Source organism: Myxococcus sp. AB056, from assembly GCF_006547365.1.
Classification (GTDB): domain Bacteria; phylum Myxococcota; class Myxococcia; order Myxococcales; family Myxococcaceae; genus Myxococcus; species Myxococcus virescens.
Window position 1 is genome coordinate 72,741 of the sequence record NZ_VHLB01000025.1, and the last position, 21,348, is coordinate 94,088.

A 21,348-nucleotide genomic window follows, 5' to 3' on the forward strand; every position below is an offset into this window, starting at 1 on the left:
CTCTATGCCTACCTGGACCCTCTGGGTCGCCTGCCTGGCGCTGAGTTTCGTCAGGGCACTTGTCGCCGCTTCGGAGTCCGCGCTCTACGGCGTGTCCGACCTGCGAGCACAGGAACTGGCGAACACGCAGCCGGGCCGCGCGACGCGCCGGGTGCTCCGCCACAAGACGGACCGCGAACCGGTGGCCACGGCGCTGCGCCTGGGCATGGTGCTCAGCGGATTCCAGGCCGCGGCCATTGGGGCCTTCGTCCCGCCGCGCATGCTGGACTTCAGCCGCTACGGCGAATCCGCCTGGCTGCCGGTGGCCACCGTCGCCGCGGGCGCGCTGCTGGTGGGCGTGCTGGCCACGCTCATGGAAGTCACCATGCGTGGGCTGGCCAACGGCAGCCCGGAGCGCTGGGCCCTGCGGCTGTCGGGCTTCACCTCGCTGCTGGTGACGGTGCTCTACCCGCCCATGCGCGTGGCCATGGCGGTGCTCAACCTGATGGCGCGCACCTTCGGCCGCACGCTGCGCTTCGAGCCGCCGCCCCCTCCGCTGGAGGAGCTGGAGAAGCTGCTGGCCGCCCAGGCCGCGAAGAACGAGGTCGACAAGAGCGCCCCGCAGCTCATCCGCTCCATCTTCGAGCTGTCCGACAAGCGCTGCCGCGACGTCATGGTGCCGCGCACGGAGGTGGTGACGGTGGACATCACCATCACCCCGGACGAGCTGCTGCGCCTGCTGGCGGAGGAGAACCACTCCCGCATCCCCGTGTACCGGGACGACGTGGACCACGTCATCGGCGTGCTGCACGCGCGCGACATCATCCCCCTGCTCCAGCACCCCGAGCTCATCGTCCTGCAGGACATCATCCGCCCGGCGCACTTCGTGCCGTGGATGAAGCCCATTGGCGACCTGCTCCGGGACATGCAGAAGCAGAAGATCCACATGGCCATCGTCGTCGACGAGTACGGCGGCTTCATGGGTGTGGTGACGCTGGAGGACATCCTCCGCGAAATCGTCGGCGACATCGGCGACGAGTTCGAGGTGGAGGAGAAGCAGGTGGAGAAGCTGGCGGACGGCAGCTTCCTGGTGGACGCCGCGCTGGAGGTGGACGCCTTCACGCAGACGTTCGGCTTCCCCCTGCCCGAAGGCGACTTCGACACGCTGGGCGGCTTCCTCTCCTCCATGGCGGGCCACCTGCCCGACGTGGGCGAGCGCTTCGCCTACAGCGGCTGGCAGTTCGTCGTGGCGTCCAAGGAAGGCCCCCGCATCGACCGCGTGCGGATGTCGCGCGTGAAGTCTGGCCTCACCAAGGACGGCAAGGCCGCGGAGTCCCGCGACGGGCTGGGGCGCGAGCTCGGCCGCGAGGAACAGGCCTCCGCGAAGAGCTGAGGCCCGGAGCGGCACCGGCCCCGCTCCGGGGCCGGTCCTCACCCGCTACTGGGACCAGTAGCACTCCAGCGTCTCTCGCGCGGACTTGCCAATCAGCTCGCAGTTCTCGAAGCGGGCGCGCTCGCTGCCTCCGAGCTGCCTCCCGTAGCGGTCCGCGAAGCGCCGGAAGTAGGCATCCGGAAGCGCCTTGGAATCGAGCCGGAAGTCCGCCGGTGGGGCGCGCTCGAGCTCCAGCCGGAAGGCAATGCCCCGCCCGGCGACGAGCCGGCGGATGCTGGCCTCGTCGGTGATGGCCTGCTCCACCAGTTCGTTGAGCGGCTGCCCCAGCGACACGGCGCCGTCCTCTCCGGTGCGCCCGGTGCGCCGCGCGGCGCCCAGGGAGACGCTCCAATGCAGCGGGCCCTTGAGCGCGAAGGTCCGCTCATCACAGCGTTGGGAGCGCTCCTCTTCGACCTCGCCGGTGACGACCTCCTCCTGGCTGACGTCCTCTTCGGTGAGCGCCGTCACCAACGGGTAGATGGAGGCGAGCGCCAGCACCACGCCGAGCGTCATGGTGATGTCGACGTCGTCATCGGACGAGCCGTCAGACATCGCCATCAAGACGCCGCCACCACCGAGCATCGCGAGCCCGCCGAGCAACGAGCCCATGGGCGGGCTGGTCGTCGTGTCGATGCGCTTCTTGCTGAACTCGGTGGAAATCTCGGTGCAGGTGGTGCGCTTCACCGCGACGCGGCCCACGTAGGACGCATCCACGACGCTCTCCAGCGTGTCGCGGTGGGTCTCTCCCAGGGATGCCTCTCGCAGGCGCTCGCCGCGCACGTACTCGGACGTCGTGCTGCAACCCGCCTGGGAGAAGAGCAACGCCGCCAGCCCCGCGGCCCCGAACCTAGAAGAGCCGGTTGCGCGCATCTTCCATTGCCCCACAAAGCCGCGAGTAGTGTTCGAGCGCCCGCTCCAGCCGCAGGCTCTTGTCGACGTCCGTCTGCCGTCCGGGGACGAAGTCCCGCACCGACGTCACGGAGAGGTCCACATAGGGCAGGCTCTGGAACTTGCCGGTGGGCTCCGCGCAGTAGCGATTCTCCGCGCTGCACTTGCGGAACATGGAGTACGTCCCGGTGTGCTTCTCCTTCACGCGAAGCCGGAGCGTCGCATCGTTCCCACCGTTGAGCCGGATGACCTCGATGGGCAGCAGCAAGCCGCGCAGGTCGACGATCTCCGTCCGCTCACGGGGCTTGTCCAGCACCATGATGCGGCAGTCCTTCACCGTGACGTGCACCTCCGAGTCGTTCCACGCCTCGATGTGCTCGCGCAGCCACGCCTCCGTCTGCGCCTTCGTTGGGTCGACCTTGCGCGAAGGAGCCGGAGGCTCAGGGGGAGGCGACTTCTCCGCGGCCAGCACGCTGCTGGAGCCCAGCAACGCCAAGGAGATGGGAAACACACATTGTCGGAAAAGCGACATGGCCAGCACGCTGGCACGTCACAGCGGCCGCCGGCAACGGACAACTACCGAGACACCACATGGGTGGCGTCGACCCCACGCAAGAGCGGCGGCGGCCTCAGTCCCCGTCCAGCGGCGGCACCCAGGCCAGCGGGAGCACGCGCTCGGACCTGAAGGGCGCGCGCCGCTCGGTGCCGCCAAAGCGCAGCACCACCCCGCCCTCCACCTGCACCCGCCGGGGCACCGGCTCCGGCCCGCCCTTGGCGCGCGCGCTGGCCAGCGGGAAGAGCACGCGCAGCGGGGCGCTCCCATCCGCCGCCAGGGGCGCCGCCACCTGCTGGGTGCCCACCGCCACGCGGCGCCCGTCCACCCGCAACGTGAAGTCCACCGCGGCCAGCGTGGCCGCGTCCGATGCGGGGTTCGTCACCGCCAGGTCCAGGTCCAGGACGCCGGTGCCGTCCTGCCGGAAGTCCACCTGGAAGCCCACCACGCGCACCGCGCCTTCATAGGCCCGCGGCCGGAGGGGCACCGAGCCCAGACACCCGGACACGGCGAGCCCGCCTCCCAGCAGCCCCAGGATGACGGCGCGGCGCGAGCGCATCTCAGCCCCCCAGCAGCGGCTGGAGCGCCTCCACCGTCAGCGGCCAGCCCGCGCGCCGGGCCAGGGACTCCAGCGCCTTGATGAACTCCGCTGCCGTCTGGAAGCGCCGCGCCCGGTCCGCGAACAGCGCCTTGCGCGCCACCTGCACCGCGTAGTCCGGCAGCTCCGGAGAGGACGTCAGCAGCGGCACCCGTGCGTCGCGCACCTTGTGCATCAGCTCCGCCTCGTGCTCCCCGGCGAAGAGGCGGCGACCGGACCACAGCTCCCAGAGGATGATGCCCACCGCGTACAGGTCCGTGCGCGCGTCCACCGGCAGGCCCAGCACCTGCTCCGGGCTCATGTAGGGCAGCGTGCCGCGCAGCGCGCCGGAGTCGCCGCGCATCAGCCCCTCCACCTCCGCCACGCCGAAGTCCGTGAGCTTCACGTCGCCGTTGATGCCCAGCAACAGGTTGGCCGGGTTCACGTCGCGGTGGACGATGGTGGCGCCGTTCTCCCCCACCTTGGCCCGGTGGATGTAGTCCAGCGCCTTGAGCAGACACCAGGCGATGTAGCAGGCGGACTCGGGCGGCATGGCCGCGCCGGCCTTCACCAGCAGCTCCTGCATGTAGCCCAGCGTCCGGCCACTCACGAGCTCCTGCACCATCAGGTAGTCCGGCCCCGCCTTGAACAGGCGGTAGGTGCGGACGATGTTCGGATGGCGCAGGCGGACCGTCAGCTTCGCCTCATCGACGAAGGCTTTGACGTAGGCAGTGTCGCTGCGAAACGACGGGTGCAGCCGCTTGATCACAATCTCGTCCGGTTCACCCGGTGAGCGCTGCGTGGTGACCCGGGCTCGCGCCTGGTACACCTCCGCCATGCCGCCCACCGCCAACCGGCCGACCACCTCGTAACCACCCAGGTCCGGAGCATCCGCCACGGCACAACATTACTGCGAATTTCCGTCCGCACCCACTATTCCGCCACCAGGTCGTGGAAGAGCGCCTCGTAGCGGCGACCGGACGCCCCCCAGGAGAAGTCCTTCTCCATGCCCCGGCGCCGGAACTCGTCCAGGCGCGACGGGTCCGCGTAGAGGGCCAGGGCGCGGCGGATGGCCGCCAGCAGGGCGGACTTGTGGAAGGCCTCGAAGAGGAGGCCGTTTCCGTCCAGCCCTCCCTCCACCGTGTCCACCAACCCGCCGGTGGCCCGGACGATGGGCACCGTGCCGTAGCGCAGCGAATACATCTGGTTCAGGCCGCACGGCTCATAGCGGCTGGGCATGAGGAAGAAGTCCGCCCCCGCCTCCACCAGGTGGGAGAGCCCGGGGTCGAAGCCGATGTGCACGCCCACCTGCTTCGGGTAACGGGCCTGCAACGCGAGCAGCCCTTCCTCCAGGGGCCCTTCGCCACTGCCCACGCCGACGACACGGATGTCCGCGTGGAGCGCGGCCGGCAGGGCCTCCAGCAGCAGGTCCATGCCCTTCTGCCAGGCCAGCCGGCTGACGAAGCCGAACACCGGCGCGGGGCCGTCCTCCAGTCCGAAGCGGGCCAGCAGCTCGCGCTTGCACACGGCCTTGCCGGACAGGTCCTTCAGTCCGTAGCGGGCCGGGAGGAAGGCGTCGTCCTCCGGGTTCCACTCGTGCGTGTCCACGCCGTTGAGGATGCCGTGGAGCCGGTGCGCGCGGTGGCGCAGCAGTCCGTCCAGCCCGTAGCCCTGCTCCGGCGTCTGGATTTCCCGCGCGTAGGTGGGAGACACGGTGGTGAGCGCGTCGGAGAAGACGAGCCCCGCCTTCAGGAAGTTCACCGTGTCGTGGAACTCCAGCCCGTCATGGGCGGTGAACAAGTCCCAGGGCAGCGCCAGGTCCCCCATCACGTCCTTGGGGAACTGCCCCTGGTAGGCCAGGTTGTGGATGGTGAAGACGCTCTTCGCGTGCGCCAGCGGCCCCGTCTGGAAGCCGCGCCGCAGCGCCACCGGCGCCAGCCCCGTCTGCCAGTCGTTGGCGTGGATGATGTCCGGGATGAAGCGCAGCCGCTGCGCCGCCTGGAGCGCGCCCACGCTGAGGTAGGCGAAGCGCCGGTGGTTGTCGGCGAAGGCGCCCCCCGCGTCTCCGTAGAGGCCGTGGCGGTTGCCGAAGAGGAACGCGTTCTCCAGGAAGAGCACCTCCATCCGCTCGGACACGCGGGCGGAGAGGATGGGGCCCGACAGCTCGCCGAAGGGGAAGCGCAGCAGCAGGGACTGGCCCGTGGGCTCCAGCCGCTCCGCGCCTCGCAGGTCGCGGTAGCGCGGGGTGATGACCTTGACGTCATGGCCCAGCGAGGCAAGCGCGGCGGGGAGAGCCCCGGCCACGTCCCCCAGGCCCCCCGTCTTGGAGAACGGGGCCACCTCCGAGGAGATGAAGAGGACATTCATGTGCGCACATTGACGTGTGTGCCGGATGAGTCAACCGCGAAGGTGCACACCTGCCGCGCGCCCCTTATGTTGCACCGCGTGATGATTCCTCCAGACCCCATCCAACGCTTCGCGGAGCTCTTCGAGCGGGCGAAGCAGGCCATTGCGGTGGACCCCAACGCCATGGTGGTCGCCACCGTGGGGGATGACGGGCGCCCCAGCGCGCGCGTCGTCCTGCTCAAGGACTTCGATGCGCGCGGCTTCGTGTTCTACACGAACCACGAAAGCCGGAAGGGCCACGAGGCCCGCGCGCATCCCTACGCGGCGCTCTGCTTCTACTGGCAGCCCTTGAATGAACAGGTGCGCGTGGAAGGCCGCGTGGAGCGCGTCACGGACGCGGAGGCGGACGCCTATTTCCAGAGCCGCGCCCGCGGCAGCCAGGTGGGCGCGTGGGCCAGCCTGCAGAGCCAGCCGCTGGCGACTCGCGAGGAGCTGGAGGCCCGCGTGGCGGAGGTGGAGCAGAAGTACGCCGGCCAGTCCGTGCCGCGCCCACCGCACTGGTCGGGCTTCCGCGTGGTGCCGGACCGCATCGAGTTCTGGCACGCCCAGGAGAGCCGGCTCCACGACCGGCACGTCTACCTGCGCGAGGACGGCGGCTGGCGCACGCAGATGCTCTACCCATGAGGGCACGGCTACCAGGGCACTTCGGTCCCCTGGTAGTCGAAGAACCGGCCGCTGTGCTCCGGGTTCAGCCCGTCGATGACCCGCAGCATGCCGCGCACCGAATCCGGCGCCGGCAGCGTGGCGTCCGGGCCGCCCATGTCCGTCTGCACCCAACCGGGGTGGAGCAGCACGGTGACGAAGCCCTCCGGACGCAGGTCCGTGGACATGGAGCGCACGGCCATGTTCAGCGCGGCCTTCGACATGCGGTACGCATAGGCCCCGCCGTCGGTGTTCGCCGCCAACGAGCCCATCCGCGAGGTGACGTGCGCCACCCGCCGCAAGGCGCCTTGCCGCAAGCCCGGCAGCATCGCGCTGGTGACACGCAGCGGCCCCAGGGCGTTGATGGTGAACGTGCGCGCCATGTCCGCGTAGTCCACGTCACCCAACGCACACCACAAGCCGGAGACACCGGCGTTGTTGATGAGCACGTCCACGGGGCCGGTACACACGTTGGTGGCGAACGCGCGCACGCTGGCGTCGTCTCCCACGTCCAGCGCATGGATGCGCAGGCGGTTGCCCGCCTTCTGTTTCAACGGCTCCAGCCGCCGTGCTCCCTCTGGCGACCTGACCCCGGCTTCGACGGTATCGCCCCGCAGCAGGAGCTGCTGGACGAATTCGAAACCAATCCCCCTGCTCGCTCCGGTGATGACGTAGCGCATGCATGGCATTAACGCGCTGAATGCCTTCCGCTGGCAAAACACGCGCGATGACGAGCAGGGAGTGCACGCTGGTAACCGCATGCACCACATGCAGAGGACACATCAGATGAATGTCGCCGTCGTGGGAGGTGGGATTTCGGGGTTGGCCGTCGCGCACGGTTTGCGTTCGCGCGGTACGGCTGCCGTGCTCCTGGAGACATCCGCACGTCTTGGAGGCGCGGTGGGCACGCATGCGCGTGCTGGCTACCTGGTGGAGCAAGGCCCCAACAGCTTCCTGGACCGCGAGCCCGCGACGCGAGAACTCGCGGCGGCGCTGAACCTCGAAGGTCGAATCCGCGTCGCCGCCCCTTCAGCGAAGCGTCGCTATGTCTACACGCGAGGCCGACTCCGGTCGGTGCCGGCTTCGCCGCCGGCGTTTCTGACTTCGGACATTCTGCCGCTGGGCGCGCGGCTGCGAGTCGCCGGCGAGCTGTTCTCCGGCCGCGCGCCGGAAGGCACGGACGAATCGCTGGCCGCGTTCGGCCGCCGCCACCTGGGCCGCGCGGCGACGCGGGTGCTGCTGGACGCGGTGCAGACGGGCATCTACGCCGGGGACGTGGAGCAGCTCAGCGTCGAGGCCACCTTCCCGATGCTGGTGAAGCTGGAGCGCGAGCACCGCAGCCTCATCCTGGGCGCCATCCGCGCGCAGAAGGCCCAACGCAAGGCGCTGCCCGCGGGGGACGCGCCGAAGCTGTCGGGCGCGCTGAGCACGTTCGACGGCGGCCTCCAGGTGCTCATCGACGCGCTGGCCGCATCGCTGGGTGACACGGCGCACGTGAGCGCACGGGTGGAAGGCCTGACGCGCGTGGATGGTGGATGGAAGCTCGCCGTCGAGGAACATGGACGCCGCGCGGAGCTGACCGCGAACCACGTGGTGCTGGCGGTTCCCGCGTTTGTCGCCGCGCAATTGCTGCGTCCCCTGGATGACGCGCTCGCGGAGCAGGTGTCCCGAATCGAGTACGCGCCCATCGCGGTGGTGCACCTGGGCTTCGACGCGGGCACGCTTCCGGCACCGGACGGCTTCGGCTTCCTGGTGCCCTTCGAGGAGAAGCGGCGGCTCCTGGGCGCCATCCACGCGTCCACCACCTTCCCCTTCCGTGTCGAGGGCGGCCGCGTGCTCTACACCTGCATGGTGGGCGGCGCGCGTCAGCCGGACCTGGTGAAGCGGGACGAAGCAGAGCTCGCGGCGCTGGCGCTCGAGGAGCTGCAGGCCCTGACGGGCGTGACGGCCCGGCCCACCTTCACGGAGGTCTTCCGCTGGCAGCGGGGCATCCCCCAGTACAACGTGGGGCACCTGGCGCGGATGGCGGACATCGACGCGGCGCTCCAGCGCTGGCCCGGGCTGCACCTGGCGGGAAACGCCTACAAAGGCATCGGCATCAACGACTGCATCCGTAACGCGGCGCGGCTCGCGGCTGCCCTCGCGGACGAGGAAACCGTTCGGAAATAGCGACTGCGACCGCTCGTTGTCAGGGAGCGACCGCTCGGGCCGGAGGCGTCAGCGTAAACCAGGAAGACGCGTCAGACTGGCAGTGCATGCTTGTCGGAGTCAGGAGCCCCCCGCCATGTTCGCCCTCCCCTCCCCTGTCCTCGTCGTCGCCGCCATCGTCCTCTTCCCCGTCGTCCTCGCCGGCAGCATGCTGCTGGACGCCTTCGAGACGGAGCTGGAGGAGCGCCCGGCGCAGTGACGCGGCCGGCGGTGTAGGCTCCCGCTGGCGCATGCTGGAAACATCGGAAGGCTCCATCGTCCGCGCCACCCTGCGGGCCCTCGTGGAGCCCCGACGGCTGCTGCCCATCCTCGTCGTCTCCGTCACGCTGATTACCGCACAGGTGCGCTTCAGCCACGCCCCCCTCTGGGCCGCGTTCGGGCTGGGCCTCCTGTTGTGCCTGCTCTTCATCGCGGTGGCCCCTGTCTCCTACCGCGTCCTCTTCCCGGAAGGCCTGGACCTCAGCCATGGCGGCATCCGGCTTCTGCTCTACGCCACCGTGGGCAGCGGCGTGGTGCTCACCTCCGGCTTCGTGCTGCCGAAGCTCCTGGGCATGGGGCCCACCTTCCTCACGCAGCCCACCAACCTCGCGGTGTGCGGCGCGCTCTTCCTCGTGGGGGGCTGGGGCCTGGGCCGTGACATCGGCTTCGAGGAGAGCCTCACCCGCGAGCGCGCCCGCGCCGCCCGCTTCGCGCTGGAGGCCGAGCAGGCCCAGCTCCTCGCGCTGCGCAGCCACCTGGACCCGCACTTCCTCTTCAACACGCTCAACGCCATCGCGGAGTGGTGCCGTGAGGACGGCGCCGTCGCGGAGACCGCCGTGCTGCGGCTGTCCACCATGCTCCGCTCCGTGCTCTCGGGCGTGCGCAGCGCCACCTGGCCCCTGGCCCAGGAGCTGGAGCTCATCCGCACGCTCTTCGACCTGCACCTGCTCCGCGACCCGGACCTCTTCCAGCTCACGCTGAACATCCCCGCCGGCCTGGGGGAGATTCCCGTCCCGCCGCTCGTGCTGCTCCCCCTGGCGGAGAACGCGGTGAAGCATGGCCCCGCCGCAGGCCACCGCGGCCCCCTGTCCCTGGACGTCACCGCGCGGGGACACGAGGTGGAGGTCGCCATCGAGAACCCGGGCCCCTCCCGAGGGCCTCGCGAGGGCAGCGCTGGCCTGCCCACCGTGGAGCGCCGCCTCGCCCTGGCCTACGGCGGCGCCGCGCGCCTCGTGCTCGACGGCGGCGAGGCGCGCACCCGTGTCACCGTCACCCTGCCCCGCACGGGCCCCCAACCTGGAGTCCTCACCTGAGCGCCCCACTTCGCGTCCTCATCGCCGATGACGAACTGCTCGCCCGAAAGCGCCTGACGCGGCTGCTCGCGGCGCTCCCGGACACGGAGGTCTGCGGCGAGGCCTCGGACGCGGATGGCGTCCTTTCCGCCGTGCGCGCGGGCGGCGTGGACGTGGTGCTGCTGGACATCCACATGCCCGGCCTCAGCGGACTGGATGCCCTGGCCCTGCTGCCGGAAGGTGGCCCGCGCGTCATCCTCTGCACCGCCCACGCCGAGCACGCCGTGCAGGCCTTCGAACATGGCGCGGTGGACTACGTGCTCAAGCCCGTGGAGCCCGCGCGCCTTCAGAAGGCCCTGGAGCGGGCACGCGCACGCGGTCCGGCCACAGCATCCACGGGCACGGTCAGCAACCCACCGAAGCCACCTGGCACGCCCGTCCGCGGCCTGGGCCGCCTGCCCATTCCCACGCGGCAGGGCATCGTCCTGGTGGATCCAGAAACCATCTCCCACGCGTCGCTGGAGGACGAGCTGGTCACCGTGTTCACCACGCAGGGAGACTTCCTCACCGACTTCACCCTCAACGAGCTGGTGGAGAAGCTGCCGTCCGAGCACTTCCACCGCGTCCACCGCCGCGCGCTGCTCAACCTCACGCACGTGGCGCGGCTGGAGCCGCTGGACACAGGTGGCTACCTGGCGCGCACGCTGCGGGGCCACGCGGTGGAGGTGAGCCGTCAGTCCGCGCGCGAGCTGCGGCGCATGTTGGGCCTGCGTCGCGGCGTCGAGGAAGAGGGCTGAAGAAAGACAAAGGCCCGCGCTCCGGTGCATCCGCGCGGGCCCGACTGCGGGTGACGACTTAGACTTACTTCACGCGCACTTCGACGCTGATGACCTGGCCACCCTCGTTGCGCGAGAAGACGACGGTGCCGCGCTCCGTCCAGACCGGCCCGAAGCCCGTGCCCAGGCTGTAGGCCGTGGCGACGTCGTAGTTCCTGTCGAAGGTGATGACGCGCACCTCGCCGTCCTCACCCGGCCGCAGGCTGGTCGTCGTGTAGACGATGATGCGCCGGTCCGCATCCCACTCCACGGTCCCGCCCAGCGCGGGATTGGGGATGTAGGCCGAGCTGAACTGCGAGGTGCCCACGTTCGTCAGCTGCTTCAGGTCCTTGCCGTTCTCCTTCACGAGCCACAGCGAGGGCACGCCCGAGCGCCGCGTGGACTGGAACAGCACGTTGCGCCCATCCGGCGTCCACACGGGCTCGCTGTCATCGAAGCCCTGCGTCACCCGGACCGACTTGCCCGAGTTCGCGTTGAGCACGTACAGCTCCGAGCTCCGCACCACGTCGCCCTCGCGGTATCCATCCGGCAGCTTCGCATACGCCACGCGGCTGCCATCCAGGGACACCTCGGGCGCACCGGTGCGCTCCGCCACCAGGTGCGAATCGCCCTGGTTGTCCATGCGAATGAGCTGAAGCGAGGTCGTCTGATACACGATGATGCGCCGGTCGGCGGACTCGGACGACGGCTCCACCAACGACTGGGACGCCACGCCAGGGGACTCGGCGTCCGCGAGCGCCTCCGCCTCCGCCCCACCGCACGCGGCGAGCAGCAGCGAAGAAGCCATCCACATCGCAAGGTTCCTACGGGGACTACGGCAGCGGACGTCAGTCGGATGCATACGGTCCTCTGGGTGGAATCCACCTACCAGCGCGGGGTTGACAGGTTTTACAGTCCGCGCTCACGGGTATTCCAGGTCAGAACACCATAACAACCCGGACCGTCATAAATGCTACCCGCCGACTGGACGCGACACCGCCCCACACCGCGTCACGGTGACGCGAAAAGTGCGGGAACCTGGGTCGCATCCGCGCCAAGGATGTCTGAGAGGACCCGGGACGCCTGAATGGGGACGGCGATGCCCGCGCGCGCGCACCGCGCGGCTTCGTCCAAGGTGAGCGAAGGCGTGGAACAGTAGGACTCTCGCCAGTGCTCGGCGAGCTGCCGGGAGAAGGCCACGCGCAGGGCCTCCACCTTCGCCTCGAGCCAGACCTCTGCCAGGGTGAAGTTCGGCCGCTGGGGCCGCACGTTGCCTTCCTTGAAGGTGACGTCGTGCTCGTGGCCGGACTCGGAGAGCTGGTCCTGCAACGTCACGGTGAAGGGGCCGCGCCGGGCGTCCAACACCACGGACGAAGCCACCGTGACGTGGTGCGCCTGCGACAGCCGCAGCGCGTGGTACTCGAAGGTCCTGGGGACGTCGCGGTACCGCGTGACGGGCACGGAGTAGGTGTGCGTGTGCTTGGTGTACTTCGTCACCTTGCGCGTCTTCGTCTTGCCGTTCTTGTCGGTGTACTCCTCCTCCGCCTCGTAGGGCTCCTCGATGGTCTCCGTGCGGTCCTCGTGGTCCGTGTACGGCACGCTCTCCGTCCACGGCGCGGTCAGCTCCACGGGGTGACTGTCGCGCTGGGTGACGAAGCGCCCCTCCAGGCTGAACACCGGCCGCGCCGAGCCTCCTGGCGCGAACCAGGGCGAGGACTCGAAAGCCTGGGTGAGCCGGGCCTCCAACTGCGCCTGTTGTGCCTCGTCCAGGCCCTCCACGGTGCCCGTCCACGAAGGCGGGCCGAACAGCTCGGGCGCCGTCGCGGGGCGCGGCGCGTACTCCCGCCAGTGGCCGCAGTAGCGGAACACCAGCTCGCGCCAGTGCGGGCTGTCATCCGTGCTGGTGTCCCGCAGCCGCTGGCAGGACGTCTTGCCACTCTGGAGCACCAGCCACTCCATGTCGCGGGAGATGAGGGCCAGCTCGCGGTGCGACAGCAGCGGCTGCTTGCGCCGCAATGTCTGCTCCGCCGTGAGCGCGTGTCCCTGGCGCGCGGGGTTGCCGACGAGCCGCTGGAGATGACGGCGTGTGCCATCCACCTCCTCGCGCAGGGAGCTCTCCAAGCCGCCATTCAGCTTCGAGTTCCAGGCCGTCCGGTGGTTCAGGAAGCGCAGGAGCCACGCCTCCGCTTCTTCGTCATCCCCTTCCAGGCGCGCCTCCCGCGCGTTGCTCAGCAACTGCGCCAGCGCGCGCGAGCGCAGACCCTCGCGCGCCAGGAGGAGCTCCTGGTCATAGGGGCTCTGCCGGATGAGGTCGTCGTAGATGGCCGCGGCCTCCACGAACATGCCCTTCTGCGCCAAGGAGTCCGCGCGGCCGCGCAGGGTGGTACAGGCACACAGAACCAACAAGGAGACGAGGAGGAGCCGGGCCATGGTCACGAAAGCGCGAGTCGCGTGCGTCCGGTGACGGACGCGGCGGCGGGATATTCACGGCGCGCAGCGCTTTACCGCACACCCCGGGCGGCAGGCTACTCGACCGGCCATGTATGGACAGGCGCTCCGGATTCGGAGCGCTGGAGATAGCGCTCCAGCATCGCCGCCAGGGCGTCTCGCCGGGGCATTTGTGACTCCAGCCGCGCCAGCATCTGCCGCTGCCAGGTCGCGCCCGTCCGTCGCAGCACGACGCGCTGTTCGAGGATGCCCAGCAGCGTGTCCGCCTCCTCCGCGTCCACGCCCGCGCGAACCAGGCCCTCCCGGGCTTCGGGGAGCAGCCGCTTCACCAGTTCCGTCGCCGCCATCGGCTGCGGACTGGGCGCCGTGGAGGAGGGCCACAGCAGCTCCGCGTCCAGGCCCTGCCGCGCGGCGCGGATAAAGTTGCCGTACGCGTGGACGAAGGGCAGCGCGGGCAGCAGCGCATCCACGCGCTCGGCCAGCGCCAGCGTGAGGCCCAGCAGGAAGGCGCCGTTGGCCATCATGTCCACCACCGTGGGCCCGGCGGGCAGGGCGCGGAACTCGATGCGCAGGTGGCCTCCCTCCTTCGGGTCGTAGATGGCGCGGTTCCAGGTCCACACCGTGCTCTGATGCAGGCGCAGCTCCTCCAGGCCCGGCACCTCGCCCGCCGCCACGCGCTCGCGGAGGGGCTCGTCGCCCGACACCGGCAACAGCGGTGGATGCAGCGCCACCGCTTCAGCGAACAACTCGTAGGCGCCCTCGCGCACCCAGCCATGGCCGAACGACACGCGCGCGTGGGGCTGAAAGCCGCCTTCTCCGGGCTCGCCCCGGTCGTCCACCGCTTGCCGGAACAGGGCCACGCGCGTCTCGTCCCACAGCTTCCGTCCCAGGAAGAGCGGCGAGTTGCCCGCCGCCGCCAGCACCGGCGCCGTGGCGAGCTGCGCCGCGTTGTACATGCGCGCGAAGTCACCCGGCGCCACGCGCAGGTGATACTGGAGCGACGTGTTCGCGCCCTCCAGCGTCACGTCCTTCCAGGTGAGCGACAGCGCCTCCTCCTCACCCCGAATCGATACATGGAACGGCGCGGACCGGCGCTGACGGATGGCGGTGGACATGGCGCGATAGCGCGGCTCGCTCGTGAGCGCGCCGCTGCCCAAGTCCGCCTCGCGCAAGGTGGGGAGGATGCCGATGACGGCCACGCGCGCGCCCAGCGTGGACGCGGCCCGGCGCACCGCGGCCACCGCGCTCTCCACCTCCTGGCGCAACGCACGGAAGGACCTGCCGGCCAGCGGGCACGGACGCAGGTTCACCTCCAGGTTGAAGGCATCCAGCTCCAGCGTCACGCGGGGGTCTTCCGCGCGCGCCAGCACCGCCCGGTTCACCGGCAGTGGGAAGCCCAGGCGATCCACGAGGTACAGCTCCAGCTCCGCGCCCACGGTCGGCGCCCCCACGCCGAACCCCGGACGCGCCAGGAGTGCCCGCAGCGCCTCCAGGCTCTCCGCCAGCCGCCGGGAGAAACGCTCGTGGTCCTCCGGACGGAATTCCTCCTGATGGATGGCCATCCCCATGAAGGATCAAGGTAGGCATGGCCGCCTGCCCGGCCACCCGGCACCTGCCAGACCGCCCCGCAGGGCAGGGTCAATGTCCACGACTGGCAACGGGCACGGGTAGGTACGCCCGCGCCCGGTGTGTTATCTCGGGGCCTGGTCATGCCGTCCGACACGTCCGCCAACCTGTACGATTTGACGCGGCCCGCGCTGGGAGCGCTGCTCTCCGGTTGGGGCTTCGGCCCCTACCACCGCGACCAGCTCTGGACCGCGCTGTACCGCCGGCACGCGACCACCTTCGACGAACTGGACGGCCTCAAGCCGGAGCTGCTGCGCATGCTGCGCGAGCACACGCGCCTGGGCCAGTTGGCCACCCACCACGAGTCCTTCAGCAGCGACGGCTTCACGCACAAGCTGCTGCTGCGCCTGGACGACGGGCAGACCATTGAAACCGTGCTGATGCGGTTCAAGGGCCGCGCCACGGTGTGCATCAGCACGCAGGCCGGCTGCGCCATGGGCTGCGTCTTCTGCGCCACCGGGCAGATGGGGCTCTCACGCCACCTGACGCCCGGCGAAATCGTGGGGCAGATACTTCACGTCAACCGCATCCTGCGCGCCTCCGGCGAGACGCTACGCAACGTCGTCCTCATGGGCATGGGCGAGCCGCTCCACAACTACGAGCACACGATGTCCGCGGTGGACGTGCTGGTGGATGCGCTGGGGCTCGCCATGGGCCCACGCTTCATCACGCTCAGCACGGTGGGCGTCGTGCCCGGCATCCGGCGGCTCGCGGATGAAGAGCGCCCCATCCACCTGGCCGTCAGCCTCCATGGCGCCACCGACGCCGAACGCGCGGCGCTGGTCCCCGCTGGACGCCGCTGGCCCCTCAACGAGCTGATGGACGCGTGCCGCTACTACAGCGAGAAGCGCAAGCGCCGCATCTTCTTCGAGTGGACGCTCATCTCCGGCCGCAACGACACCGCCGAGCACGCGCACACGCTGGGTCAGTTGCTGCGCGGCATGGACGCGCACGTCAACGTCATCCCCCTCAACCCCACGGTGGGTTACGACGGAGGCCCCAGCCGTCCGGAGTCCGTGCGCGCCTTCCAGGACGTGCTCGCCACCTATGACGTGCCCAGCACGGTGCGTCAGCGCCGGGGCATCGACATCGACGCGGGCTGTGGCCAGCTCAAGGCCACCGTGGAACGGCGTTCACGCCGTTCACTTCCCACCAGCGCCTGACGCATTCCTGAAGGCCCCACGCCTGCTGTCCGCCCAGGCCCCGGGTACGAGCGCACTGTCTCGAACGTCGAAGCGCCCGAGCGCCGCGCGAGGAGAGCTCACGCTCGCATGCCCGCCACACCGCGGGCCCTTCACGCGAAGCGCACGCGCCATGACGCGAAGGCCCATCCGTCAGGGTCCTGAGTTACACCCCGAGCGGTGCGTCGTGTCGGTGGCGGACGCCCATGTCGATTGCGGGTGGTGCCCCTTGCACGCGACACGGCCATGGGCACATTCTTTCCATCGGCTTCCCCGGGGAGGTGGGCGATGCTTTCCATCCAGGAGCACGCAACGGTGGATGAGGCGAGCAGTGAGCTGCTCGACTTCGTTCTCGAGCCGTACAACTGGCTGTCACTGCCACGAACAGGCATGGACCCGGCAGCATGGCCCGGGCAGAACACGCTCTATCAGCGCCGCGTGGGGTCGCTGCGCATCTGCGCGTCCGTGGACGTGGCGGCCACGCTGGACGTTTTCCTGCACATCGCCTTCCGCGCACCGGGCCTCACGCCGGTGAAGGCGGCGGACCATTTGGAGAGCTTCCTCAAGCAGCGGCTGCCACTGACGCCCAACTCCGAATGGCAGGTGGAGGTGGACGAGCGCCGGTGGATTCACTTCTCGCGGCGCTACGCGGGCCCTCACCTCAAGGCGTGAGCGGCTCCAGCCGGTAGTGGCGCAGCGGCTGCGCCACGTTCTTCACGGGCGTCTCCGTCAGGGGCCCGAAGCGCAGGCCCTGGAAGAAGGGCTCATCCGAGCCCACCAGCGCGTCATGCACGCGGTCCATCACCAGCGTCTCCCGGAAACCCGCCAGTGACTGGAGGCGGGCCGTCTGGTTCATGCCGCTGGAGAAGGCCGTGTACTGACGGTTGGGCCCGAAGAGGCCGCAGTTGGCGTTCGCCAGGTTGACGCCCACCGCCACACCCAGTCCCGGCAGCTTCACGCGCTCACACAGCGCCGCCACGTCCTCGTGCGCGCCCAGCGACGCGGTGAAGGCCTGGATGTCACACGCGGCCCGCACCGCCGCCTGCGCGCGCTCGCGTGACGTGCTCTTGAAGAAGGGCGGCCCGAAGAGGCCGATGACGCAGTCACCGACCATCTTGTCGAACACGCCGCCGTGCTCCCAGATGCAGCCCACGGCGCGCTGGCTCCACTCGTCCACGAAGCGGCCGATGTTGCGCGGGCTGTCGAAGCCCTGCTCGCAGATGCGGGTGAAGCCGTTGATATCCGCGAAGAGGATGCCCACTTCCTGGTCCTGCGCCCGCAGGTGCTGGGCATAGGCGGGGTCGTGCAACAACGCGTCGATGACGGCGTTGGGGAAGAACTGCGACAGGTGGATGCGCTCTCGGTTGTAGTCCTGGAGCCGCTGACTCAGCGTGGACGCCAGCACCCGGATGAGGTCCATGGCGTAGGAGGAGAAACCGCTGTCGTTCCACACGACAATCTTCCCCAGTGGGCCCTGCGCGGCGGCGCCGGAGATGAGCACGGCCTCGGTGGTGCGGCCGGAGAAGAGCTGCCGCAGCGTGGACTCTTCGCTCAGGAGCAGCCGGGGGCCGTGCTGGCGGATGGCCGCCTCCAACCCCGCATGGGGCTGCTCGCCGCTTTCGAACGTCAGGTGCCCGTTGCGATAGGTGCGGTAGTGCAGCACGTGCGGCTGCACTGCGTCCCGGTACAGCAGCAGGAAGCCTGGCAGGCGTATGCGCTGCGCCAGCGTCAGCACGGCCAGGTCCATGCCCGCTTCGAAGACGGGGTTGGCCAGATGGTTGTTGCACTGGAGGATGAGCTGGTGCTTCTCCGACGCGGTGTGCACCAGGCACAACACCGTGTCGAACTGCTCCGCCACGGTGTCCAGCACGCGCAGCAGGCGCGCGGAGGAATCCGGCGCGGTGGCGTCGCCCGCGAAGAGCAGACCGAACACGCCCACGCGCGTTCCCGCCACGTCCAGGGGCTGGCTGACCAGGGTGTCCGCCCCCAACCTGCGCACGCCCACGGCACCTTCCAGCAGCGCGCCGGGGTGACGGTCGCTCCAGTCCCCCTCGTTCCACGTCTGCTCCACCAGCTCCTCGTCGCGCGTGGTGATGGCCACGGCCTTGGCGCCAGTGAGCGAGAGCACCAACGGGAAGCAGCGCTTGAAGGCCTGCGTCAGCGTCTCACGCCCGCGCAGGCTGTCCTCCAAGGCGTCATCCACCGCGCGCTGGAGGGTGCGCAGCGCCTTGTACTCCTCCAGGGTGATGTCGGTCATCGGCTGCCCTTCTATCGCCGCCCGGGCGGTGCTGTCACAGGGCCGGCGTCTGTTGCTGGCCGCCGGACACCTGTCCGTCCGCCACGTCGATGAGCCAGTACCCCTCGTGTCCGGATTCGGTGGAGGAGCCCGCGCCGAAGACATGGGGCCGGTCGGCGGTGGCGGGATGGTGGTAGCGCCGGTGGATGTGGCCGTGCAGCACCGCGTAGCGCGGGCCCGGCAGCAGCTTCAGCAAGGCGTCCGCGTCCCGGAGGCCATGGTGCCAGCGGTCCGGTCGCCCATGGGGATTGAGCGGCGCGTGGTGCACCACCACCAGGATGGCGCGCCCCTCCAACCGGGCGTCCTTCAGCAGCGCGGCCAGGCCTCCGAGCTGGGCCTCGCCGATGACGCCGTAGGACAGGCCCGGCGTGCGCGGCACACGGGCGGACAGCAGTCCCACCACCGCGGCCTCGGTGCCCAGCAGCCGGACGAAGGGAAAGGCGCCCTCACGGCGGTACTCCGGCAGGTCGCTCTCCAGCAGGTGGCCGAAGTACTTCGCGAAGCGCCCGGTGCGGTAGCTCCCGGGCGTGAAGACGTCGTGATTGCCGGGGATGACGGTGCAGCGGCGGGGGTCCTCCGCCAGCGCGCCCAGGGACTGGCGGGCGCCGCTGAACTCAGCGTCCAGCGCGTACGCCGTCAGGTCGCCGGAGAGGATGAAGTGGTCCACCTGCGCGGCCTGCGCGTCCCGGGCGATGGCGGCCAGCGCCTGGGGCGCGCGCGCGTACCGCCGGGCGCGGCCTCCCACGGTGAGCTCCGCCAGGGCCATCCAGCGTCGCCAGCCCAACCGGTGCAGCGGAAGCGCGAAGTAGTCCTCAGTGATGTGGACGTCGGAGCAGTGGGCGATGCGCATCGAGGGGTTTTCCGCCAGTCACGGCGAACGTAGCACCCACCTCCGGGGGCGTCGACGAAGCAGGCCACGGGCACTGCGGCGGGCCCCCCGCGTCGGTTATGGTCCCCCGCGACGATGATTCGCTCCGCGTGCCCGCACGCCCTCCTTCCCCACGGACCTCGGGGGCGCCCATGAGCCAGGTCCGAGGCCGCTTCGCACCCAGCCCCACCGGGCGCATGCACCTGGGAAACATCCGCAGCGCGCTGCTCGGCTGGCTCCAGGCGAGGGCGGCCCACGGCCGCTTCCTCCTGCGCATCGAGGACCTGGACCGCGCGCGCTGCAAGCCGCAGTACGTCGACGACCTGCTGCGCGACATGGAATGGCTGGGACTGGACTGGGACGAGCAGCCCCTCTTCCAGAGCCAGCGGGACGGCCTCTACCGCGACGCCCAGGCCCGGTTGGAACAAGCAGGGCGCGTGTATCCCTGCTTCTGCACACGCGCGGAGATTGCACGGGCCGCCAGCGCGCCTCACGGACTCTCCGACGAAGGCCCCCGCTACCCGGGCACCTGCGCGCACCTCACCCGCGAACAGATTTCCGAGCGCGCCCGCACGCGCGCGCCCGCGTACCGTTTCCGCGCGAGCCCCGGCGAGGTCCGCTTCGTGGACGGCTTGCAGGGCCCGTATTCGCAAGACGTGGACGCGGTGGTGGGCGACTTCGTCGTGCGGCGCAACGATGGCGTGGCCAGCTACCAGCTCGCGGTGGTGGTGGACGATGCGGCCACGGACATCACCCACGTGCTGCGCGGGGACGACCTGCTCTCGTCCACGCCCCGGCAGCTCCAGCTCTACGCCGCGCTCAGCCTGCGCGCGCCCGAGTTCCTCCACGTCCCGCTGGTGCTGGGCGAAGACGGCAAGCGCCTGGCCAAGCGCGAGGGTGCCTTCGCGCTCGCGGAGCTGCGTGAGCGTGGCGTGGCTCCCGAGCGGGTGCTGGGCCTGCTCGCCTCATGGAGCGGATGGGGAGACGGGGGCCCCCTGACGCTCGCCGAGCTGGTGCACAGCTTCCGTGCCGAAAGACTGCCGCGCGCGCCCGTCGTCGCGGGCGAGGCCGCGCTCCGGGAAGCACTCGGCCTGGGGTGAGCCCGGGCTCCGCCCTCCTCCACGGCGAGACATCCGGGCGCGGCGGAATCGTGCCTCCGCTGCCCCATGGCCATGTTTGCCGTGAACACGAGCGCCTTCTTTCCGCTCGAGGCGCTCCCAGGAATCAGGAGGGGCAGCACCATGGCAGCCATCGTCGAGAACCAAGCGCCCGGCGTCATCCCCGCCGTGGCGGGCAACCCCTACAAGCTGAGCTGGGGCGCCATCTTCGGAGGCGCCTTCGTCGCCCTGGCTCTGTGGCTTCTGCTGAACTCGCTCGGACTGGCGCTCGGGCTGTCGGCGGTAGACCCCAACAACCCGGGCAGCGTCCGGGCCGCGGGCATCGGCACCGGCATCTGGAGCGCCATCGCGCCGCTCATCGCCCTCTTCTGCGGCGGCTTCGTCGCCGCGCGCTCCGCGGGCCGGCTGGACAAGGGCGGCGGTGCGCTGCACGGCGCGGTGATGTGGGGCCTGACGACGCTGGTGGGCACCGCCTTGCTGGGCATGATGCTGTCGTCCGTCATCGGCACCGCGCTGCGCGCGGGCGGCGCGGTGGTGGGGGCCACCGGCTCGGCGGTGGCGGGCGCGGCCTCGGGAGGCGGACAGGCCGCGCAGGCCTTCGGGTTGGATGCCAATGACGCGCTGGGGCCCATCAACCGGCGCCTCCAGGCGGAGGGCAAGCCGACCGTCACCGCCAACCAACTCCAGGCCGCCACGTCTGAAGTCCTCAGCACCGCCCTGCGCACCGGCAACCTCGACCAGGAGGTGCTCGTCACGTCCATCGCGGACAACACGCGCCTGTCGCGCCAGGACGCGCAGGAAATCGCGGGCCGGGTGAGCGACCAGTTCACCGTGTTCCGGGGCAAGGTCGGCCAGGTGGGTGAGCAGGTCCAGCAGGGCGCGCTGCAAGCGGCGGAGTCCACCAGCCGCGTCTTCTGGGGCATCTTCGCGTCACTGCTGCTGGGCCTCATCTCCGCGATGCTCGGCGCCACCGTGGGCGTGAGCCGCCGCCAGCGCATCGCCGCTGAAGGCGCCGTCATCACCACGCCGCCCACCCGCCC

Annotated in this window: 21 protein-coding genes; 10 read left to right on the forward strand and 11 right to left on the reverse strand. The window is 70.3% G+C overall.

Annotated features, from left to right (window positions below):
• The first annotated feature begins 4 nt into the window (after positions 1-4).
• On the forward strand, positions 5-1,372 hold the full coding sequence (locus tag FMP39_RS14020) for a hemolysin family protein (RefSeq protein WP_141590383.1): 1,368 nt from the start codon (positions 5-7) through the stop codon (positions 1,370-1,372).
• A 45-nt stretch (positions 1,373-1,417) separates the two neighbouring features.
• Here FMP39_RS14020 and FMP39_RS14025 read toward each other — a convergent pair whose 3' ends face one another.
• The 5 genes from FMP39_RS14025 to glgA form a co-directional block, all read right to left on the reverse strand.
• Complete coding sequence (locus FMP39_RS14025) at positions 1,418-2,281, reverse strand: hypothetical protein (protein WP_228557971.1); 864 nt, start codon at positions 2,279-2,281, stop codon at positions 1,418-1,420.
• On the reverse strand, positions 2,259-2,831 hold the full coding sequence (locus FMP39_RS14030; RefSeq protein ID WP_228557972.1) for a hypothetical protein: 573 nt from the start codon (positions 2,829-2,831) through the stop codon (positions 2,259-2,261). Before FMP39_RS14030 ends, FMP39_RS14025 begins: the two co-directional genes overlap by 23 nt.
• Before the next feature lie 97 nt (positions 2,832-2,928).
• Entirely contained in the window at positions 2,929-3,411 is a 483-nt protein-coding gene (locus FMP39_RS14035; protein WP_141590386.1) for an LEA type 2 family protein, read from the reverse strand.
• Between the two features lies 1 nt (position 3,412).
• A complete protein-coding gene (locus FMP39_RS14040; RefSeq protein WP_141590387.1) occupies positions 3,413-4,327 on the reverse strand; it encodes a serine/threonine-protein kinase in 915 nt (304 codons plus the stop codon).
• Between the two features lie 35 nt (positions 4,328-4,362).
• Positions 4,363-5,796 carry a glycogen synthase GlgA gene (glgA, locus tag FMP39_RS14045; RefSeq protein WP_141590388.1) on the reverse strand — a complete coding sequence of 478 codons (1,434 nt, stop codon included), beginning with the start codon at positions 5,794-5,796 and terminating at the stop codon, positions 4,363-4,365.
• Here glgA and pdxH point away from each other — a divergent pair, their 5' ends adjacent.
• The gene (pdxH, locus tag FMP39_RS14050) at positions 5,797-6,459 is read left to right on the forward strand and encodes a pyridoxamine 5'-phosphate oxidase (RefSeq protein ID WP_141590389.1); all 663 of its coding nucleotides are present in this window, start codon (positions 5,797-5,799) and stop codon (positions 6,457-6,459) included. It abuts the gene before it with no gap.
• An 8-nt stretch (positions 6,460-6,467) separates the two neighbouring features.
• On the opposite strand, the gene FMP39_RS14055 is transcribed toward pdxH, so the two are convergent.
• A complete protein-coding gene (locus FMP39_RS14055; RefSeq protein WP_141590390.1) occupies positions 6,468-7,157 on the reverse strand; it encodes an SDR family oxidoreductase in 690 nt (229 codons plus the stop codon).
• A 79-nt stretch (positions 7,158-7,236) separates the two neighbouring features.
• Between FMP39_RS14055 and hemG the strand changes: the two genes are divergently transcribed.
• The 4 genes from hemG to FMP39_RS14070 all read left to right on the forward strand — a co-directional run bounded on the left by hemG (position 7,237) and on the right by FMP39_RS14070 (position 10,753).
• Positions 7,237-8,646 (forward strand): protoporphyrinogen oxidase, encoded by a 1,410-nt coding sequence (gene hemG, locus FMP39_RS14060; protein WP_141590402.1) that lies wholly within the window; start codon positions 7,237-7,239, stop codon positions 8,644-8,646.
• Between the two features lie 115 nt (positions 8,647-8,761).
• Positions 8,762-8,884 (forward strand): hypothetical protein, encoded by a 123-nt coding sequence (locus FMP39_RS38420; RefSeq protein WP_020478232.1) that lies wholly within the window; start codon positions 8,762-8,764, stop codon positions 8,882-8,884.
• Positions 8,885-8,915: 31 nt separating this feature from the next.
• Positions 8,916-9,977 (forward strand): sensor histidine kinase, encoded by a 1,062-nt coding sequence (locus tag FMP39_RS14065; RefSeq protein ID WP_141590391.1) that lies wholly within the window; start codon positions 8,916-8,918, stop codon positions 9,975-9,977.
• Between the two features lie 20 nt (positions 9,978-9,997).
• The gene (locus FMP39_RS14070) at positions 9,998-10,753 is read left to right on the forward strand and encodes a LytTR family DNA-binding domain-containing protein (protein ID WP_228557976.1); all 756 of its coding nucleotides are present in this window, start codon (positions 9,998-10,000) and stop codon (positions 10,751-10,753) included.
• Positions 10,754-10,817: 64 nt separating this feature from the next.
• On the opposite strand, the gene FMP39_RS14075 is transcribed toward FMP39_RS14070, so the two are convergent.
• The 3 genes from FMP39_RS14075 to FMP39_RS14085 form a co-directional block, all read right to left on the reverse strand.
• Entirely contained in the window at positions 10,818-11,579 is a 762-nt protein-coding gene (locus FMP39_RS14075) for a hypothetical protein (RefSeq protein WP_228557973.1), read from the reverse strand.
• Between the two features lie 203 nt (positions 11,580-11,782).
• A complete protein-coding gene (locus tag FMP39_RS14080; protein ID WP_228557974.1) occupies positions 11,783-13,201 on the reverse strand; it encodes a hypothetical protein in 1,419 nt (472 codons plus the stop codon).
• 95 nt (positions 13,202-13,296) lie between these two features.
• Positions 13,297-14,787, reverse strand: a complete 1,491-nt coding sequence (locus tag FMP39_RS14085; RefSeq protein ID WP_141590395.1) for a glutamate-cysteine ligase family protein — start codon at positions 14,785-14,787, stop codon at positions 13,297-13,299.
• Between the two features lie 141 nt (positions 14,788-14,928).
• Between FMP39_RS14085 and rlmN the strand changes: the two genes are divergently transcribed.
• Together rlmN and FMP39_RS14095 are read left to right on the forward strand one after the other, a co-directional pair.
• Positions 14,929-16,008 carry a 23S rRNA (adenine(2503)-C(2))-methyltransferase RlmN gene (gene rlmN, locus FMP39_RS14090; protein WP_141590396.1) on the forward strand — a complete coding sequence of 360 codons (1,080 nt, stop codon included), beginning with the start codon at positions 14,929-14,931 and terminating at the stop codon, positions 16,006-16,008.
• Between the two features lie 306 nt (positions 16,009-16,314).
• On the forward strand, positions 16,315-16,698 hold the full coding sequence (locus FMP39_RS14095; protein WP_020478233.1) for a hypothetical protein: 384 nt from the start codon (positions 16,315-16,317) through the stop codon (positions 16,696-16,698).
• Here the strand turns inward: FMP39_RS14095 and FMP39_RS14100 are convergent.
• A complete protein-coding gene (locus FMP39_RS14100) occupies positions 16,688-18,283 on the reverse strand; it encodes an adenylate/guanylate cyclase domain-containing protein (RefSeq protein ID WP_141590397.1) in 1,596 nt (531 codons plus the stop codon). The two genes, FMP39_RS14095 and FMP39_RS14100, sit on opposite strands and share 11 nt — an antisense overlap.
• Positions 18,284-18,317: 34 nt before the next feature.
• Positions 18,318-19,172: a metallophosphoesterase gene (locus FMP39_RS14105; RefSeq protein WP_194858394.1), complete on the reverse strand. Its 855-nt coding sequence runs from the start codon at positions 19,170-19,172 to the stop codon at positions 18,318-18,320.
• 170 nt (positions 19,173-19,342) lie between these two features.
• On the opposite strand from FMP39_RS14105, the gene gluQRS reads away from it, so the two are divergent.
• Complete coding sequence (gene gluQRS / locus FMP39_RS14110; RefSeq protein WP_141590399.1) at positions 19,343-20,290, forward strand: tRNA glutamyl-Q(34) synthetase GluQRS; 948 nt, start codon at positions 19,343-19,345, stop codon at positions 20,288-20,290.
• Between the two features lie 141 nt (positions 20,291-20,431).
• On the forward strand, positions 20,432-21,348 hold a 917-nt coding region (locus tag FMP39_RS14115), incomplete at its 3' end, for a hypothetical protein (RefSeq protein WP_228557975.1).

Coding starts and splice junctions, on each gene's coding strand:
- FMP39_RS38420 (WP_020478232.1), top strand. CDS start 8,762: ATGTTCGCCCTCCCCTCCCCTGTCCTCGTCGTCGCCGCCATCGTCCTC.
- FMP39_RS14105 (WP_194858394.1), bottom strand. CDS start 19,172: ATGCGCATCGCCCACTGCTCCGACGTCCACATCACTGAGGACTACTTC.
- FMP39_RS14080 (WP_228557974.1), bottom strand. CDS start 13,201: ATGGCCCGGCTCCTCCTCGTCTCCTTGTTGGTTCTGTGTGCCTGTACC.
- FMP39_RS14020 (WP_141590383.1), top strand. CDS start 5: ATGCCTACCTGGACCCTCTGGGTCGCCTGCCTGGCGCTGAGTTTCGTC.
- FMP39_RS14030 (WP_228557972.1), bottom strand. CDS start 2,831: ATGTCGCTTTTCCGACAATGTGTGTTTCCCATCTCCTTGGCGTTGCTG.
- hemG (WP_141590402.1), top strand. CDS start 7,237: ATGCACCACATGCAGAGGACACATCAGATGAATGTCGCCGTCGTGGGA.
- FMP39_RS14035 (WP_141590386.1), bottom strand. CDS start 3,411: ATGCGCTCGCGCCGCGCCGTCATCCTGGGGCTGCTGGGAGGCGGGCTC.
- FMP39_RS14065 (WP_141590391.1), top strand. CDS start 8,916: ATGCTGGAAACATCGGAAGGCTCCATCGTCCGCGCCACCCTGCGGGCC.
- gluQRS (WP_141590399.1), top strand. CDS start 19,343: ATGAGCCAGGTCCGAGGCCGCTTCGCACCCAGCCCCACCGGGCGCATG.
- FMP39_RS14085 (WP_141590395.1), bottom strand. CDS start 14,787: ATGGGGATGGCCATCCATCAGGAGGAATTCCGTCCGGAGGACCACGAG.
- FMP39_RS14095 (WP_020478233.1), top strand. CDS start 16,315: ATGCTTTCCATCCAGGAGCACGCAACGGTGGATGAGGCGAGCAGTGAG.
- FMP39_RS14025 (WP_228557971.1), bottom strand. CDS start 2,281: ATGCGCGCAACCGGCTCTTCTAGGTTCGGGGCCGCGGGGCTGGCGGCG.
- FMP39_RS14100 (WP_141590397.1), bottom strand. CDS start 18,283: ATGACCGACATCACCCTGGAGGAGTACAAGGCGCTGCGCACCCTCCAG.
- glgA (WP_141590388.1), bottom strand. CDS start 5,796: ATGAATGTCCTCTTCATCTCCTCGGAGGTGGCCCCGTTCTCCAAGACG.
- FMP39_RS14055 (WP_141590390.1), bottom strand. CDS start 7,157: ATGCGCTACGTCATCACCGGAGCGAGCAGGGGGATTGGTTTCGAATTC.
- rlmN (WP_141590396.1), top strand. CDS start 14,929: ATGCCGTCCGACACGTCCGCCAACCTGTACGATTTGACGCGGCCCGCG.
- FMP39_RS14075 (WP_228557973.1), bottom strand. CDS start 11,579: ATGGCTTCTTCGCTGCTGCTCGCCGCGTGCGGTGGGGCGGAGGCGGAG.